Source organism: Hymenobacter sp. YC55, assembly GCF_029433095.1.
Lineage (GTDB): Bacteria > Bacteroidota > Bacteroidia > Cytophagales > Hymenobacteraceae > Hymenobacter.
The window spans coordinates 1,010,740-1,026,982 of the sequence record NZ_JARNTX010000002.1 but is presented as its reverse complement, the minus strand read 5'-3'; the positions used below and the strand labels follow the sequence as shown (position 1 = coordinate 1,026,982).

Genomic DNA, 16,243 nt, shown 5'->3' with positions numbered 1-16,243 from the left:
GCTCAGCATGACAGACGATTCTAATAGAAGAGCCAACAATCAGAAACGAAACGCACTACATGAGTAATATCTTACAGCTGCTGGAGCGCGGCAATGCTAACCTGCGCGGCTGGCAGGAATCCAACCAACTAACGGCTTTGGAAGCCGAGCGGATGCTCGACCCCGCCGGCGGCAACTCCCGCCGCACTGCTACTGCCATTCCCACGCCTTTTGGCCGGCTGCACTTGCTGGAAACCGCATTCAAGTTCGTGAAGCAGCAGCCACAGGGCCACTCGCTGTACCACCGGCAGGTGTCGCAGTGTTGGGACTTGCTGGAGCTACTGTTTTACAGCAAGCCCACCGACGAGTACCAGCTGCGCTTTGTGGCTTGGCACAAGCAGGAGCAATTGCAGCAGTTGCAAGGCAGCTCTGATCCGCGCGTGAAGCTGCTCGGCGACACGCTGGCGCTGTACCTGGCCGATGAACACTTCCGCGAGGTAGACGCGCTGTATTTGATTTTCGCGGACCGGCAGGATGCCAGCGGCCGCCGCACCACACAGCTGTTGGGCGGTACTTCGCCGTTTACGCTGGTGTTCGTGCATCCCGAAGTACGTCCCCTCAACACGCAGCGCAAAGGCGGCACCGGCTTCTACTTCGACAACGAAGTAGTGCCTCTTACTGCCCGCAAGGCTGATTTCCAGACCTACATCTTCGGGCTGTTTGAAGTCGAGAAGACCTTGCGCAGCAAAGATTTTGCGGCCAGCGTGTACGACTTCCTAACGGCGCTGGACCGGAGCCGCATGAACGAGCTGGCGGAGCTGAATCAAACGGCATCTTCCTTCAACCAACCCTACGAGCCGCTGCGCGATGCGCAAGGCAACGCCGTGCAGATTCGGGGCGTGGAGCTGCGCCACTTGGCCGAGGCACAGCAGCCGATTAGCAGCGACTGGTTTGTGGCCGCTACCGTGCCACAGCTCGGCAAAACGCCGCTGGCGCTGCTGCCCGGTCTGGATTTGCGCCGCGGCAACTACTTCGGCGGCACACCCGGCACCGATTCTACAGTCATCAAGTGGAGCTACGACGAAGAGCTGGACAAGCGCCGGCTGGAAGGCTTGGGCGTGCAGTACCCCTTCCTGACGGTGAACGACTTGCTGGAAGACATGCTGGTGGAAGTCCCGTTTGCGGTGAACACCGAGCGGTTCCACTTCGGCACGGTGCTGCCGGAGCCGGGCACGCGCCTGGAAGACCGGCCATTCCGGTTCCTGCTGCCGCTGAAGCGCCGCTACTTCGACTACTTCCGCCCCGAGGACCTAGACCGTTACCTGCGCCTCACCGTGTTCGACAACCACGTGCTGGTGCAGCTCGCCATACCTGTTACGAGTGGGCGCGAGGTGATGTACGAGCGGCGCTACTACTACCGCCCCGGTCCTGGCTCCAGCGCCGATCAGACGGTGGCCGCTGTGCCGAGCGACAACGCCAAAACCCCTTACAATGGCGGCCGGGTAAGTGCCCGCGTGAACGTGGGTGTGTTCCCGTTCTACAAATTCCCGAACGTGGCGCAGACAGGCGGCAACAGCCACTACTACGTGCAGCTAGCCGACCAAAACGAAGGTGCCGACTTGGCGCGTCTGCGCTTCTACACGGGACAGCAGGCGTTGGCACCGGCAGGCGCAGGCAACATGCGTGGTGTGCGCACGCACCAGCGCATGGGCCGCAACGCCCGCGGGCCGGCCAGCACCTACTACGAGGTGGTGGGCACCCATTTCGATTTCATGGAAGTGGAAACGCCAGCCGCCGACTTTGCACGGCCGGGCCGGGCAGTGAGTGGCTTGCTGGTGCCGCGCTGGCAAACGGCCGTGGGTGGTTCGCAGCGGTTCACATTTGCCGTGGACTTTGGCACTACCAACACGCACGTGGCCTTCGCAACGGCCGAGCGGGGCGAGCCTCAGCCGTTCAGCATCACTAAGGAGAAAGAGCTGCAAGTGGTAACGCTCAACAAGCCTCTTGCTTCTGCTGATTATCTGCTACCCGTTCGCTACGGTGTGGGCAGCTTGGGCACCATGCCACTAGCCGACACGGTGCGCAACCGCGAATTCGTGCCCGCCTTCATTGGTACCGATGGTGCTGACGTGGCCTTCCCGATTCGGACGGCCACGTGCGAGTCGCCGGCGTTTGTGGGTGAGGGCGACCCGATGCTGTTTGGCAGCATCAACATCGGCTTCCACTTGAGCCGCGACGGGTCGTTGTACAACCACCCCGAGGATGGGCGCTATCAAACCAACTTGAAGTGGGATACGGAGGGCGCCCACCGTGCCGCCGGGGTACAGCGCATTCGGGCGTACATTCGGGAGCTGCTGCTGCTTATAAAGCACAAAGTAGCGCTCAACGAAGGCGACGTAAGCCAGACCCAAGTGGTATGGTCGCGGCCCTTGAGCATGAAGAAGAGCGGCATCCGGGATTTCGAGGAAATCTGGCAGGAAGAATTTTCGCGCATCTTCGGGCAGGAAGCCGGCACCCGGTTGGCGCACATCAGCGAATCGTGGGCGCCGTATCTGTACCTGACTGACCCGCGCACCGACGGCGGCATTGTGCCGACCGGCGACGAAAACGTGGTGAACATCGACATCGGCGGTGGCACTACCGACGTGCTGCTGTTGCGCGGTAGGCAGCCGGAAGCTACCCTCTCGTTCCGCTTTGCCGGCGACGTGCTGTGGGGCGACGGAGCCGGCGGCGGGTCGCGCCAGCAGAATGGCTTGCTGTATTACTACGTGAGCCGCACTGCCAACAAGCCCATCAGCCAAGAAGCGTGGGCGGCTCGCGAGGTGGTGAAGGCGGCGTTGGAAAGCAAAGCCGGTTCGGCCGATGTGGTGAGCTTGCTGTTTGGGTTCGATAAGCAGCTGGAATTCTCGAAAGAGTTGCGCGGCGCCAAGCATTTGCGCGTGGTGCTGTTCTTGCACTTCGCGGCCATCGTGTACCACGTGGGGCAGGTGTGCAAGGCCCGCGGACTGGATGTGCCGCGCCATTTGTGCTTCAGCGGCAAAGGCAGCACCTACCTGCGCATGCTGGATTTAAACTCCAACCTGTCGGCGCTGACGGAGCTGGCGAAGCTGGTGCTGCAATTTGCCTCTGGCCAAACCGCGCCGCGCGACTTCCGCCTCACGCTGGTAGGTCAGCCGAAAGAAGCTACTGCCAACGGCGCCGTGCTCTGGAAGATGAAGGACGGCAACCACCTCAACGACCCCAAGGAGTTCGTGCTGCCCGGCACGGTACCCGCCGACGTGGAGCCGTTTGCAGCGCCAGCCCCAACCTCAGTGTTGACCTTGGGCGACGCCACTGCCCTTCGCGAAGATGTGCTAGCCAACGCCCGCCGTCTGGTTCGTTTCCTCACCCACGATTCGCAGGAAGTCCGCGACTTGTTGGAGGATTTGAACGTGGAAATGAATCCGGACTTCGTGTACAACTTCCTCGATGGCCAGCTCAAAGACAGCCTGAATGCCGGTCTGAACTCCTTGCTCAACAACGGCGCGAAGCCGGACGACCGACTGCCCGAAACGCTGTTCTTCTTCCCCTTCCGCGACGCCCTATTCCAGTTAGGCCGCGAGCTATTCAAACGGAATTATGCCACGCAACTGCAGTAAGAGTTCGGCCGCCGGCCAGTGGCTACGCGCCGCCGCGGTAACCGCCTCGCTGCTATCCGGGCCGGCGGTACTGGCACAAACCAGCGGCAACGCGGCGGGAACCACCGAAGTGGTTCCCGCCAATGCCCGCGCCCAAATGTGGGCCGCTACCGCCCGGTTTGTTTACACCGATGACCCGGCCTTAAAGCCAATCCAGGCGGAACTGCTGAAGACTATCCAGGACAAGAGCATTTCTGCTTTCAATCAAGGGGTTGATGCCGCAGTGGTATTGGAAAAGCAGAAGCTTGGTGCGCAACAGCGGGTACTGAAGTTCCGGGGGGTTGTAAGCACTATTCAAGACAAAGTCAACCCGAGTGACTACGGTGGGCTGGCCCAAGCCATCGTGGCGGAGCTGCAAAAGAACCCGGACCGCATGGCGGACCTGGAGCGCAAAAGCAGCCTAACGGCGCTGTCTAGGCAGCTCAACCAACTGGCTACGGGTACCGCAACTACGGCGGCCGAAGCAGCCGATACCGCCCCCACTATTGCCGACGTCACCGATGTAGCGGCTACCCCGGTTCAAGATTCCGGAGCTGATGCCTACGAGGTGCCGGAGGGGCAGCTACAGCCTGAAGCACAAACCAATATTCCTACCTCAACCCCTGCTCCTGCTATGCCCGATTCCGCTACTCCCCCACTTCTCTGGGCTGCTTTGTTGATGTCGGGTCTGAGTTTGTTAGGCGTGCTGTACTTGCTGCTGACTCGTAGCAAATCGAGTGGGCGGCAACGTTCTTCGTCTTATGACGCAAGCAGTTACGATAGTGAATCCGCTAGGACTTCAACGCAACGGCAACAGTCATTCAGCCAAGACGGTCGTTTGAGCAATGCGCAACTTATGGAAGTGCGCGAAGTGGTGTACAAGGCCTTGAATGAAACCAAGTCGCCTTCAACAGCACCAGCGGTACCAACTCCCAAACCAAAGCAAGCGCCCAAGCCGCCAACCCGCCAAGCACAACCCCAAGCGGCCGCACCAGCCCCGGTAGCTCCACCGCAGCCGGTGGCTTATGCGGCTCCTGAGCCCGAACAAACTGACGACCCATTTGCCGTAAGCCCACACGTACTTGCGGCACCGGTAGAGCCGGCGGCCCCGCGGGTGCACGTCATCTATGCCAATCAGCAGCCCATCAACGGGGCGTTCTTGCGCGACAACCTAGCCGACGCGCCCGCATCGTACACCATTTTCGAAATCATGGTAGACGAGCGGACTCCCGATCAAGGCACCTTTGTGGTCACGCGCAACGAAAGCGGCCACGGCGGTTACATCGGTAGTCACATGAGCATCTTGGAGCCGGCTTGCACCTACAACTACCCTACTGGCCCGGTGTCGCGCATTATCACCGAAACGCCTGGCACTGTGCAGCGCACTCCGTCCGGCGACTGGCGCATCAATCAAAAAGCTCGGATTTATTTCGTGTAGTCGGGTGTAACTTTGTAAAGGAACGTCATGCTGCGCTGGCCGGAGCATGACGTTCTTGTTTTGATCTAACACAGCACACTTGTCAGAGTGATTTCTCTGCTGATGTTGTCAAACTATATCCGTTATGCTGAGCTTAGTGAAGCATCTCGCTAGAGTAGTAAAATCATTTACTATCACAACCTCAGCACGCGAGATGCTTCGGCTGCGCTCAGCATGACACACTTACCACTTACACTTCTCTTTTAAATCGTACGTGCCAATGGTAATTGCCCTGCTGGAACTGCTAGTAGTTATAGGCATTCTGACGGTGCAGATACTGGCTTTCCGCCGGAGCCGCCTCGATATTGAGCGGCTAGCTACCCTGTTTCCGACGGACGACCAGTTGCGCCTGCGCCGGGTGGAAGACGCCACCACCGGCCAGCAAGTAGACACGCTGGAAGCTCCCGCCGCCTCCCCCGACTTCAAGGACGTGCTGGTAGATACCAACGCCTACCTGCTCAAAAACAAGGGTACCGCTAGCTTCGATATTCTGCAAAACATTGCCGAGCGCCGGGCCGAAGCACTGGACAACGAAGTGCAGCAAGGCACTTCTACGCCCCTGTATGTCGGCTTGATGGGCACCTTTTTGGGAGCCATTCTTGGGTTGGGAAGCTTGCTGCTGAGCGGAGGCAAGTTCGATGAAGCTGCCATTCAGTCGTTTTTGCAGGGCGTGGCCATTGCCATGGTGGGCAGCTTGCTTGGCTTGTTTTTCACGCAGTGGGCCGGCATGCTTTACCGCGCCGCGCACCGCCAGGCCGAGGAGCGCCAAAACGACTACTACACCTTCCTGCAAGTAGAGTTGCTGCCCATTCTGCACTCCGATATGGCCAGTAGTTTGAGCAACCTCAAGTCGGTGCTCGACAGCTTCAACAAGGAATTTGTAGATAAGATCTACGAGTTCGGGCCTATTATCAATGCGCTGAACGAGAACATCAGCACGCAGAAGAACTTTCTGGAAGAACTGCAGAAAGTAGGCTACACCCAAATGGCCGATGCCAGCATCCGGGTGTTCGATAAGGTAGCCCAAAGCGCCCACCACTTCGAGAACTTCCTGGTGTACCAGGATAAGCTAAATGCCACCATGATGGCCGGCAACGCCGTGGCCGACCGAGTTTCGGGCTTGCTCAACCGCCTCACGAATCTAGAAAAGGGCTTAAATGCCGTACCAGAGCTAGTTTCGCAGCACGATGGCACGGTGCGGGCGCAGCTCCAGTTTTTCCAGCAGAACCAGGCCGAAATGGCGCGCATGGCGGGCCAGACGCAGCAGTTCTTTGATGAGCAGTATCATCAGCTGGCCGATGTGATGCGCCGCCGCATGGGCCACTTCCAGAAGGAAGCCGATGAGGCCGCCAACTTGTGGCAGGACCACTTTAAGACGCTCAACCGCGACAATATCTACGAGAAGATTGTGCGCTACATGGAGCCATTCAAGAACCTGCACCACCAACAAGCGCAGCTCAACGCGCAGCAAGACCTGCTCAGCCAGTCCATCAACCGCACCAATGACCGGTTGATGCAAAAAATGGCCGACGATGCGGCCATCAATACGCAGCTTCTTCAGCAGATGAACACCCTCAACACACTGCTCGAAAAAGCCACCGCCAAAGGCCCCGTCGGCCGCATGATGGAAAAAGTATTTGGGGGCCCAGCTCCTGCCAAGCCCAAGGCCCGATGAAGACGACCGGCCGCAACAACTTCTTCTGGCCAAGCTACGTGGACCTGATGACAGCGCTGTTTCTGGTGATGTTGGTCTTGTTCGTACTTAGCTACAAACGCTTTCAAGACCAGCAAAACAACAACGAGCGCCTGATTGCCGAGCTCCGCGTGCAGGTGCAGGAGAAGCGCAAGCTCGACGAAATAAAAGCTGCCCTCCAACGCCTGGAAAGCGACTATTTCACCTACAACCAGCGCTACAAACGCTACGAGCTGAACTTCCCCGTCACGTTTGCGCCCAAGAGCGACGCCCTGCCCGATGTGGCCCGCACGCCCCTCACGCAAGCCGGCCGCTTCCTGCAACGCCAGATGCAGACGCTCGACAACGACAATGTGCAGTACCTCATCGTGGTGGAAGGCCGCGCCGCCAAAGACCTGCGCTACCCCGACGACGACCCGCGCAACCTCGACGGCCCAGCCGTTCGGCAGCTTAGCTACAACCGCGCTCTGGCCGTTATTCGCCTCTGGGAGCAAGCCGGGGTCCGTTTCCCCGCCAACCTAGAAGTGGTAGCCGCCGGCAGCGGCTTCCGGGGCTCTGGCCGCTACACTGGCCCCGAAGAAGGCAAAAACAAGCGCTTCATCATCCAGATTCAGCCCAAGATTGGCTCTTTGGGGAAGTAAAAAACAAAGGTCATCACACAGAAACGCCATGCTTCATCAGGTGAAGCATGGCGTTTCTGTGTGATGACCTTTTGTTCTACTCCGTAGTTGGACTGGTGCCAGGAGTTGTAGCAGTAGGAGGATCGGAAAGTGTGTTTTCTAATAGGCGCTCCTGCTTTTGGTAGGTGATTTTGTAGTCGGGATTGAGGCGCAGGCGCATTTGGGCGCGGATGTACTGGTTTTTCTGGAGTGACTGACGGAAGCCACGGCCCCGCTCGATGTAGGTAACCACGCGGGAACCGTCGTTGGCGGGTGGGCTTACCCGAAGGGAGCCGGGCTCCACTTGAAACTGAGCGTCTTTTAATTCCGCAAACCGATTCTGTTCCAGCCAGGCGCTAATAGCGGCCGGTGTGGTATTGCGCAGAATAACGAATAGCTCTACCTGCGGAGCAAAGTACTGGTCGGCGCTGAAAGGGGGCGCTTGAATATCGGCGTAGTAGGCGGCTAGCACGTCGCGCACTCGGTCGGTGGCCTCACTGGCACTTTCGGCGGGCGTCGTTTCGGTGGTGGCAGGCGCGCTGGCGGATGGCGTTGCTTGAGTAGCATCGGTGCTGCTACCAGCCGCCGCAACCGAATCGGTGGTGGCGGTGGGAGGAACAACGGGCGCTACACGTACGGTTTCGGGCGCAGTGGCTGGTGGCAAATCCAGCTGCTCGGCCTGCGGGCCCGTTTCGGGGGCTACAGCTACTGTATCGGCGGCGGTTTGGCTGATACTCGTCAGGTGCTCACTCGACCTTGATTGGCCCATAACCAGATACCAGATCAACCCTAACAGCAGCAACGCACCGCCAATAGCTAATATTTTACCTAGAGGACTCTTAGCGGGCTCCTCCACCTCGTCGTCCTCATCGATAGGCTCCGTTGCTTGCGTCTGCTGCCTTGTATTGACGGGAGGCGGCGGCACAGGAGGCGACGTCGGACGCACAATGGGCTCCACTGGCACCGTCGTTTGAGCTTTCGGCGGAAAGAAATCAGGCGGCGCGGCCGCGGGAGTTGGTGGAGGCGTAGAGGAAGCAGGCGGATAAAACTGCGGTGTTTCCCTTGGCGGCGGGGGCGGCGTGGTGGGCCGGGGAGGAAAGAACTCGGGCGCAGCCGTTGGCGCAACAGGAGCAGGAGTGGGTGGTGTCGGCGGCGTGTAGGGGGCGGCGTATGGTGCGGGTTTCTCCTCGCGCACTGGAGCCGCAGGTGGCGGCGGGGGGGGCGAGCCTGGTGTTTGGGGCTGCTTGAAAAAGTCTATCAGCGGCGGCAGTTCTTCCACCGGGGTTGGGGCCGAAGCGGGTGCAACGGGCGGCGTGGCTTGTGGCTCGGAGCGTACGGGCTCGGTTGACGAACTCGTTGTTGCAGGTGAGGTGAAAGTCGGGTTTAGTGGAACCGTGGGCGGGGCCGATGGTGGAGTTGCTGGCGCCGCCAATTGATCGGCCAGCAACCGGCCCTTCAGCGTCTCGAATTCCTGCGGCGTAATCGTGCCCGCGTCGAGCAGCTCCCGGAGCTGGCGAAGCGTATCGAGGGGTGAAGAACCTTTTTCCATGTACAGAGAGCGTGTAACGAAGGCAGAATGACTCCAGCCTTAAACGGTAGTAAGCGAATGACGTTATTTCGTAGTAACCAGCTCGAACTGAAGCGGCTACAACAAACCTGATTTATTTTCGGTCGAGAGTGGAAAGCCGGTCTTTCCGCCGCTGGAGCTTGGCCTTGCGTAGCTCCAGCTGCTGGGCATTCACGAGAAGCTGCGCAGAATCCTGGCTGGCTTTGGTCTTGTTTTCGATGTTTTGCTTTTTCAACGACTCAATCTTTTCTAGGTTGCTTTCCGTGTTTTTAGCCAAGCTCGCCCGCTCTCTTTCCAGCCGCTCTTTTTCTTTCTCGGTATCGCGGAGTTCTTTCTCTGCTGCCTCAATCTGCTCCCGGTATGCTTTGAGGCGGGCAGCCGAGGCAAAGTTTTGCGCCATCGTACGCATGGCCGCAAATTCGGTGGGCGTACTCTCCGGGCTGAAATACGTCTTAGCATCGTAGCCGCCAAACACAGCCAGCTCCGTAACACTATCGGAGGGCGCCGTTACCATGGCGTAGAGGTCAATAAGCTTACCCGATACGCTCGACGCGGGCACTTGCTTGGCGGCTAGTACGTCGCGTTTGCCTACGCCGAAAGTGCCGTTGCCTTTGGGTTTGATATTGTACGTATCCTTCAACCACGACTGCCAAAAATCACGCGTCCACTGGGGCGTACCTTCCACTAGCACTTTGGCAGCGGCCCGCTCACTCTTTTCGTAATTGACACTATTGTCGCGCACCTCATACATCTGCGCGTTGGCGGAACGACCTGCTAGAACGCATACAAGCAGGCCAAGCAGAAAGGCAATTTGGTTTTTCATCGGAATTGAAATCAGTAAACACTGAAAAAGCCGCTCGTAGGGGCGGTGCTAAGGGGCGCTAGTAGATGTCGTGGCGCTCGAAGGTGGCCTGCAAATCCTGGTGCATGAGCTGAAACCGGTTGATGACGGCCTGCATAAACTCCTCGTCGAGCAGACTGCGGACTTCTTCGTCGCTGGTTACATCCATTTCGCTCACCTTATAGGTTTGTTCGAGCGGGCCTTTTTCGAGCTTGATGAGGTACTTACCATTCCAGGAAAAAAGCGTGATTTTGACCTCGGGGTGCGGAATATCGGCAAGCTGGCGCATGGCGGAAACGGGAAATGAAAAAGAATGCGCGAAGATAGGCAAGGCCGCTCGACCAACAGGCCAAGCTCGACATAACACCTGACTTCGCGCATCGTAACAGTGCAAATCACCCTACTCCCTTTTTGTTTCACACTCAACCTCTTGCATCATGGCACAAGGAGATAAGTCGGCGTACACCGACAAGCAAAAGCGTCAAGCTGAACACATTGAAGAGAGCTACGAAAAGCGTGGCGTACCCGAGGAAGAGGCCGAAGCCCGCGCCTGGGCCACTGTTAATAAGCAAGACGGCGGCGGCAAAAAGAGCGGTTCTGGTCGTAAAAAGCCCGCTAGCCGCGCTAAAGACGAGGAATAAAAGAGCAAGTGCATAATGTGAAGCGCTGCTTCGCGGCCCCCAGAACGACTTTCGTTGTTCTGCCGCCCGCGAAGCAGCGCTTTAAGTTGTATGAAACTGCTGTTGCGCGTACAGCAGGAACCGTTGCGCTGGCCGTGCCAGGGGCTGCCCTTGCAGCCACAACGCCTCGAAGTTGCGGGGCAGCCGCAGTTGCTGTATCGGCACCACTTCCAGGAGGCCGGCGGCCAGCTCCCGTTCCAGGGCCCGCCTCGATACAAAGCCTAAGGCCGCGGGGGCAGCTTCCAGATAAGATTTAATGGCCTCGGTGTTGTCGAAGTAAAAGGCTACTTGCAAGTCGGCGAGTTTGATTTTGTGTTCGCGCAAAGCAAACTCCAACACCTCCAGGGTGCCAGAGCCTCGCTCCCGCAACACCAGCGGGTGGGCTAGGGCTTCAGCCAGCGGCATGGGCTCGGAGGGTGGCCCCGCTGGTGTAGCCCGGCGCACGGCTACTAGCTCATCGGGCAACAGAGGCTCGTAGTGCAGGTCGCGGCTCTTAGAACGGCCTTCCACAAAGCCCAAATCGAGTTGCCCAACCAAGATGGCCTCGGCAATATGCTCGGAGTTGGCGTTGAGCAAGGTCAGCTCCACCTGGGGGTAGCGCCGCTGGAAGCCGGGCAAGATGGCGGGCAGTACGTATTGCGCCAGCGTGGTGCTGGCCCCAAGGCGCAAGCGGCCGGCGGCTTCGCCGTGCAAGTTGTGCAGTTGCTCGGTAAGCTGCTGATGTAGCCCTTCCACTTCGTTGGCGTGCGTGAGCAGCAAGTTGCCCGCTTCGGTGAGGGACACCCGATTGCCACGTCGCTCAAACAAGCGTTGACCGTAGCTGCGCTCCAATTCCCGAATATGTTTGGTAATGGCCGGCTGGCTGATATAAAGCTCCTGCGCGGCCCTGGTAAAGCTTAAGTGCCGGGCCACCGACTGGAAAACGCGCAAACGAAAATCAGGCATATGCGCAAGGTAGATGGGCAAGGTGATGTTTTAGCAACGCAAGTTGAACATCACCTTTGCTACGTCACCAAACCACTATTTCTTCTTTTGTGCTACCAGCTTCACCAGCCGCATCTGCTGCAAACCAAAGTCGCCTACGCCTACTTTCTCTTCGTAGCGCACGATGGTAAAGCCAGCGGCGGTGTATAGCTTTTTCAGCTCGTCGGTATCAAAAACCACGTTCTCCCCAATCTTGCGTTGTTTGGTAGCATCTCGGTGGAAGCCTTCGATAACCACTAAGCCACCCGGTTTCAGGCTCTGGTACACTTTATCGACGTGGTGGCGCCCGCCCGCGTAGATGAAGGCCACCAAATCCCACCGATTAGAGCCAAAGTCGAACTCTGAGTCGTCCTGTATAAAGGTAGTGATGCGCAAATTGGCTTTGCGGGCGTTGTCCTGGGCCAGATTCACGGCTTCATCCGCAATATCGACGCCGTACGCGTCCCAGCCTTGACGGGCCAGAAACAGCGTGTTGCGGCCTTGGCCCATGCCTACATCGAGCGCCTTGCCAGGCCGAAGGCCTCTAATCGTTTCGGCTAGTAGCTTATTCGGATTGGTACTGAACGATACGCGCGTTTCCTTTCCCGTCAGCACGGCATTCCACTTCTGCCGCTCCATCTCCTTCGCTTCTTTCTGGTTTGCGCCCGGCTTTGCGGTCGAGGCAGCTTGTTGTGCATAGCCTGCTGACAGCACCGACAGCACCAGCGAAATAGTAAACAAGGATTTCATAGTGGTAAAATAGCTAACCAAATTTATATGTAATCAACCAGCTACAACGCCATGTACTCGGTCAGGACCGGATTTTTCTGGCTGAAGTGGCCGCGGAAAGCAGTTCACCTCAATGAACGTAACAGAGCTAAACATTAGTTTTTATTGCTATTGATTTTCAAGCTCAACAATAGCTTATATACGGTAGCAGCTAATTGCCATGAAACAGCTGTACACATTGGTGCATATAGAGTACCCGCGGACCCGAGCGGCAAGTAGAAAACATAAAAAAGGCCTAGAAATACTCTAGGCCTTTTTTATGCAAGTAACAGCACTCCTACGATTTGCTGTACTCGGTGATAAGGCGCACTAATAGGTTGTTGAGGTACTCAACTTGGTAGTCGCCCACTGACGCTTCTAGGTGGGTGTTGCCGATACCGCTGTGGTTGGTGATGAACACGTAGGTGCCACCAGTGCTCAGGGCCAGCGTCCGCATCAAAAACTCGGTGCTGGTGTCGATGCCGCTAGCCGTTATCGGAATCAGCCGGATGCCTTGGCGGGCAGCCGTGCGCGTGAGTTCCTGGATGCGGGTACGGTCTTCGTCGTGGGGCGGCGCATCGAGCACCAGAAACAGCAACCTGCAACGCGCCTCGGTGCTCCATTGCTGTTGCAATGCCACGCTCAGGGCCTCGTCTACGGCTTCCGGAAAGTCGCCGCCCCCGCCTGGGCCTTGGGCCTGCACGAAGGTGAGCAGTTGGTTTACGTTTTGGGTGAAGGGCAGCGCGCGGGTTACGTACTCGTCGCCTTTGTCGCGGTAAAACACGCTGGCTAAACGCAAATCAGCGGCGGGCACTTGGGCTTCTGCCCGCGTAACTACGTCGCGCAACTCGGTTTTCAGGTAGTTGATTTCGTCGCCCATCGAGCCGGTCGCATCAACCACAAACATGATATCGACGGGCGTCGAAACCGTTGGGCTGGCAGCAACAACCCGCGTGGCTTGGTGCTCGGTGGCGGGTACGGGCGCGGGAGTGAACACCTGGCCGTGGTAGTTTACCTGTACTGGCAACGAAGTGCTGGCAGCCGCAGCCTGAAACAATGTCGGAAACAGTTCGACCCGGCCCAGACGGTCGGTAACCCCAGCGGTAACTCCCGTTGAGGCGGGATTCGCTCCGATGGTTACGCGGGCACCTGCTAGTGGCTGCCCGGCGGTGTTGGTGAGCGTGAGAGTGTAGCGCTCGGTGGAGTATAGCTGCCACTGCGCCGGCAGGGCTGTCCAGGTCGGCCGTTTTAGCACATCCAGCCAGAACCCCCAGTTGCGTAGATCATTCCACTCACCGGCCGTTATTACCCCAGCCTGACTGGAACCGCTGGGATTGTTGCTGCTCCCCGAGCCGCCCGACCCAACACGTCCACTCGGGCCCGCGTCAGTCAAACTATAACCCGACGAAGAGCTTCCGCTACTATCATCAGCATCGGCGCAGCCCTGCAATAGTGGCAGAAGCAGAAAAGAGAGAAGAAGTTTTTTCATCGATAAAAGCGAAAGGTGCGTGGTATATAGCTTCCCAAGGAAGAGCCACTTGTCGCGCCAGGAGTTGCAACCAGCTAGTCATTTTTCTTGGCGGTTATATTCTCATGCGCTAGTCACTAGCACCTAGCGCCATTGCGTGGTTACAACGTCTATAGGTTTTGCAGTAGCAACCTTCTGCCAACAGGGTTTGCACCACCTAGTGTGCATTAGTGGCAAGCTTGAGCTATGCAGCCAGAAGCACGCTTGCTAAGCTTAATAAACAATACAGCGACCAGCTGCTCCTTGGGCTGCAAACAGCAGCCTTGCAGTGGCATGCTCAAAAAATTCTAAGTACTACCACTTAAAATATTAATTTAGTGCTATAGTATTGTATTATGCCTTCCATACGTGTTTTATCACTAACAGAAACCGCTCGTGTTAACACGTTTACTAAGTTTTTGGCTGCTTATAGGCTGTTTTTTGGGTAGCAGTGCTATTAAGGCAACTCCATTGCAGGATCATATCGTAGCAGATACTCTTTATCTCAAAGAGTCGAACGGCAAGCACCTTTCCGAAACGTACCGGTATTGCACCGAGCCTTTTAGTGCGCCGGCTAGTGCCCAACACGCCGATTCGCTGTGGCAGGCCGGCAAATTTCAAGCTGGACCTTGGCACCGCACACTCAACCTTGGCTTTGTGCATCGCCGCTTGTGGCTACGGCTGGTGGTGAAGAATACCCTGGTTGAAAAACGGCGCTTCCTGTGGAGCCTGTACAACTACACCGATAGTGCTACGCTCTACTGCCGGCGGCAAGGCCAGACGGAATTTCAGCAAATAGCCTCCGCTAGTTCCCGGGTGCCAGCCAAGGAGCGAGTGTTTCCGGCACGGGGCCTGTGCTTGCCCTTCGAGCTGGCTGGTGGCGAGGCCGCGGAACTATACCTGCGCATCGACCACCACGCTGGGGCCCTGTACCTGCCCACCGACGTAACGACCACCGAAGATTTTCTAGCCTGGGAAGTGAATTACGTCTTCCACAAACGCTGGATTTGGCTGGTGGGCTTCTACCTCAGTAGCGCGCTGTTCAACCTCGTGCTGTTCGCTTTTCTGCGCGACCGGATTCATATCTGGTATGTGTTGTACGTGGTGTGCACCACCATTTTCCTGCTCATGGAAGATGGTCTGGATGCTCTGATGCTGTCCACCGGCCCCTACCAGCTGCTCTGGGGTATCGGGCAGTTCAACTTCATGCTGCTGGCGGTGGCGTGCGGCGTACGCATTATGCAGTTGTTTCTGCGGCTGCGGGCGGGCTGGCCGCGGTTGTACCAAGCCGGCAATGTGTTGGCGGCGCTGGCGCTGGTGTTCGTTGGAGCGTATTCGCTGCTGTATCCGGCGGCAGCGCGCAGCCACGGCATGGGGCTCTTGGTTCTTAATGGCGGCCGTGAACTGCTATTGGCAGCCATTTTCATGTATGGCTGGGTGGTGTTGTTGGCAACGCTGCTCACCAAGCGCCGACGCCGGCTAGCCGCCTATTATGCCCTCACGTACTTCTTTTTCTTCACGGGGTTCATCTTGTTTTGGTTCAACCACATTGGCCTCACCAACCTGCACCTGATGCAGCCCAATGCCTTAGCTTGGGGCTTATTTTTCGAGTTGCTGGTATTGAGTGCGCTGCTCACAGGTCGTTTCCGCTACACACTTCACCAAAACGCGCAGCTACGCATCAAGCAGCTACGGCAACGTAATGCACAAGGAGCCAAGCTTATAGCGGCCCAGGAAGAAGAGCGGGAACGGCTGGCGCGGGAACTGCACGATGCCCTCGGGCCTAATCTAGCCGCCTTGCACTTGGCCTGGCAGGGCCGGGCCGTACAGCAAGCCATTGCCAGCTCGCCAGAAGCCGCTGCCGCAGGCCGCCATACCGAGCTGCTGCTCCGCCATCTGCGCGACGAGGTGCGTACCTTCAGCCACGCGGTACTACCCGCGGAGCCTGGCTTGGGGGGATTGACGGAGTCGGTGGGAGCGCTGGCCGAACTGCTCAACATCTACGGTAGCCCCACGGTGCGCACCTTCTGCGACGAGGGCATCGACCAGCTTCCGCAGCCTTTGCAAACAGCCGCTTACCGCATTGCCGCCGAACTACTCAACAACGCGGTGCGCCATGCCAACGCGACCGAGGTGCAGGTGCAAGTGCTGCGGCACCCGAACACCTTGGAAATAATGGTGGAAGACAACGGAGACGGTTTCAAACCGAAAGTCAACGGTACTGGCATCGGACTACGCGGCGTATATGCGCGGGCCGAGTATCTTCGGGGCCAAGTGCATATTGATAGCACCAACAAAGGCACTAGCATTGTGGTCCGCTTGCCTTATTCAAGCAAATAAGTTGGAGGCAGAAGCTAATTGTTGAGTTGGGGAATTAAAATTTCATGCTGAATTTACTGTTTGGGGCCCTTGCTGCTCCTCACAATTTCTAGCTCAACTGCTCACTAGTACAT

The 16,243-nt window shown here is 57.8% G+C and carries 12 protein-coding genes; 6 read left to right on the top strand and 6 right to left on the bottom strand.

Annotation, left to right across the window (positions count from 1 at the left end; translation table 11 throughout):
• The first annotated feature begins 59 nt into the window (after positions 1-59).
• The 4 genes from P1X16_RS17565 to P1X16_RS17550 all read left to right on the top strand — a co-directional run bounded on the left by P1X16_RS17565 (position 60) and on the right by P1X16_RS17550 (position 7,446).
• Positions 60-3,617 carry a hypothetical protein gene (locus P1X16_RS17565; protein ID WP_277231565.1) on the top strand — a complete coding sequence of 1,186 codons (3,558 nt, stop codon included), beginning with the start codon at positions 60-62 and terminating at the stop codon, positions 3,615-3,617.
• Positions 3,598-5,073 carry a hypothetical protein gene (locus tag P1X16_RS17560; protein ID WP_277231563.1) on the top strand — a complete coding sequence of 492 codons (1,476 nt, stop codon included), beginning with the start codon at positions 3,598-3,600 and terminating at the stop codon, positions 5,071-5,073. Before P1X16_RS17565 ends, P1X16_RS17560 begins: the two co-directional genes overlap by 20 nt.
• Positions 5,074-5,332: 259 nt before the next feature.
• The gene (locus tag P1X16_RS17555) at positions 5,333-6,787 is read left to right on the top strand and encodes a hypothetical protein (RefSeq protein ID WP_277231561.1); all 1,455 of its coding nucleotides are present in this window, start codon (positions 5,333-5,335) and stop codon (positions 6,785-6,787) included.
• On the top strand, positions 6,784-7,446 hold the full coding sequence (locus P1X16_RS17550; RefSeq protein ID WP_277231559.1) for a hypothetical protein: 663 nt from the start codon (positions 6,784-6,786) through the stop codon (positions 7,444-7,446). Before P1X16_RS17555 ends, P1X16_RS17550 begins: the two co-directional genes overlap by 4 nt.
• Before the next feature lie 76 nt (positions 7,447-7,522).
• Here the strand turns inward: P1X16_RS17550 and P1X16_RS17545 are convergent, their stop codons facing one another.
• From P1X16_RS17545 to P1X16_RS17535, 3 genes are all read right to left on the bottom strand, one after another.
• On the bottom strand, positions 7,523-9,013 hold the full coding sequence (locus tag P1X16_RS17545) for an SHOCT domain-containing protein (protein WP_277231557.1): 1,491 nt from the start codon (positions 9,011-9,013) through the stop codon (positions 7,523-7,525).
• A 112-nt stretch (positions 9,014-9,125) separates the two neighbouring features.
• Positions 9,126-9,854, bottom strand: coding sequence for a hypothetical protein (locus P1X16_RS17540; protein ID WP_277231554.1), 729 nt, complete (start codon positions 9,852-9,854; stop codon positions 9,126-9,128).
• A gap of 58 nt (positions 9,855-9,912) precedes the next feature.
• Positions 9,913-10,161: a hypothetical protein gene (locus P1X16_RS17535; protein WP_277231553.1), complete on the bottom strand. Its 249-nt coding sequence runs from the start codon at positions 10,159-10,161 to the stop codon at positions 9,913-9,915.
• Positions 10,162-10,309: 148 nt separating this feature from the next.
• On the opposite strand from P1X16_RS17535, the gene P1X16_RS17530 reads away from it, so the two are divergent.
• Complete coding sequence (locus P1X16_RS17530; RefSeq protein WP_277231551.1) at positions 10,310-10,513, top strand: hypothetical protein; 204 nt, start codon at positions 10,310-10,312, stop codon at positions 10,511-10,513.
• Between the two features lie 81 nt (positions 10,514-10,594).
• On the opposite strand, the gene P1X16_RS17525 is transcribed toward P1X16_RS17530, so the two are convergent.
• The 3 genes from P1X16_RS17525 to P1X16_RS17515 all read right to left on the bottom strand — a co-directional run bounded on the left by P1X16_RS17525 (position 10,595) and on the right by P1X16_RS17515 (position 13,772).
• Positions 10,595-11,497, bottom strand: coding sequence for a LysR substrate-binding domain-containing protein (locus P1X16_RS17525; RefSeq protein ID WP_277231550.1), 903 nt, complete (start codon positions 11,495-11,497; stop codon positions 10,595-10,597).
• Between the two features lie 75 nt (positions 11,498-11,572).
• Positions 11,573-12,265: a class I SAM-dependent methyltransferase gene (locus P1X16_RS17520; RefSeq protein ID WP_277231548.1), complete on the bottom strand. Its 693-nt coding sequence runs from the start codon at positions 12,263-12,265 to the stop codon at positions 11,573-11,575.
• Between the two features lie 316 nt (positions 12,266-12,581).
• Positions 12,582-13,772, bottom strand: coding sequence for a vWA domain-containing protein (locus P1X16_RS17515; protein WP_277231546.1), 1,191 nt, complete (start codon positions 13,770-13,772; stop codon positions 12,582-12,584).
• Positions 13,773-14,261: 489 nt separating this feature from the next.
• On the opposite strand from P1X16_RS17515, the gene P1X16_RS17510 reads away from it, so the two are divergent.
• Entirely contained in the window at positions 14,262-16,130 is a 1,869-nt protein-coding gene (locus tag P1X16_RS17510; protein WP_277231544.1) for a 7TM diverse intracellular signaling domain-containing protein, read from the top strand.
• The last annotated feature ends 113 nt before the right edge of the window (positions 16,131-16,243 follow it).

Coding starts and splice junctions, on each gene's coding strand:
- P1X16_RS17565 (WP_277231565.1), top strand. CDS start 60: ATGAGTAATATCTTACAGCTGCTGGAGCGCGGCAATGCTAACCTGCGC.
- P1X16_RS17560 (WP_277231563.1), top strand. CDS start 3,598: ATGCCACGCAACTGCAGTAAGAGTTCGGCCGCCGGCCAGTGGCTACGC.
- P1X16_RS17555 (WP_277231561.1), top strand. CDS start 5,333: ATGGTAATTGCCCTGCTGGAACTGCTAGTAGTTATAGGCATTCTGACG.
- P1X16_RS17550 (WP_277231559.1), top strand. CDS start 6,784: ATGAAGACGACCGGCCGCAACAACTTCTTCTGGCCAAGCTACGTGGAC.
- P1X16_RS17545 (WP_277231557.1), bottom strand. CDS start 9,013: ATGGAAAAAGGTTCTTCACCCCTCGATACGCTTCGCCAGCTCCGGGAG.
- P1X16_RS17540 (WP_277231554.1), bottom strand. CDS start 9,854: ATGAAAAACCAAATTGCCTTTCTGCTTGGCCTGCTTGTATGCGTTCTA.
- P1X16_RS17535 (WP_277231553.1), bottom strand. CDS start 10,161: ATGCGCCAGCTTGCCGATATTCCGCACCCCGAGGTCAAAATCACGCTT.
- P1X16_RS17530 (WP_277231551.1), top strand. CDS start 10,310: ATGGCACAAGGAGATAAGTCGGCGTACACCGACAAGCAAAAGCGTCAA.
- P1X16_RS17525 (WP_277231550.1), bottom strand. CDS start 11,497: ATGCCTGATTTTCGTTTGCGCGTTTTCCAGTCGGTGGCCCGGCACTTA.
- P1X16_RS17520 (WP_277231548.1), bottom strand. CDS start 12,265: ATGAAATCCTTGTTTACTATTTCGCTGGTGCTGTCGGTGCTGTCAGCA.
- P1X16_RS17515 (WP_277231546.1), bottom strand. CDS start 13,772: ATGAAAAAACTTCTTCTCTCTTTTCTGCTTCTGCCACTATTGCAGGGC.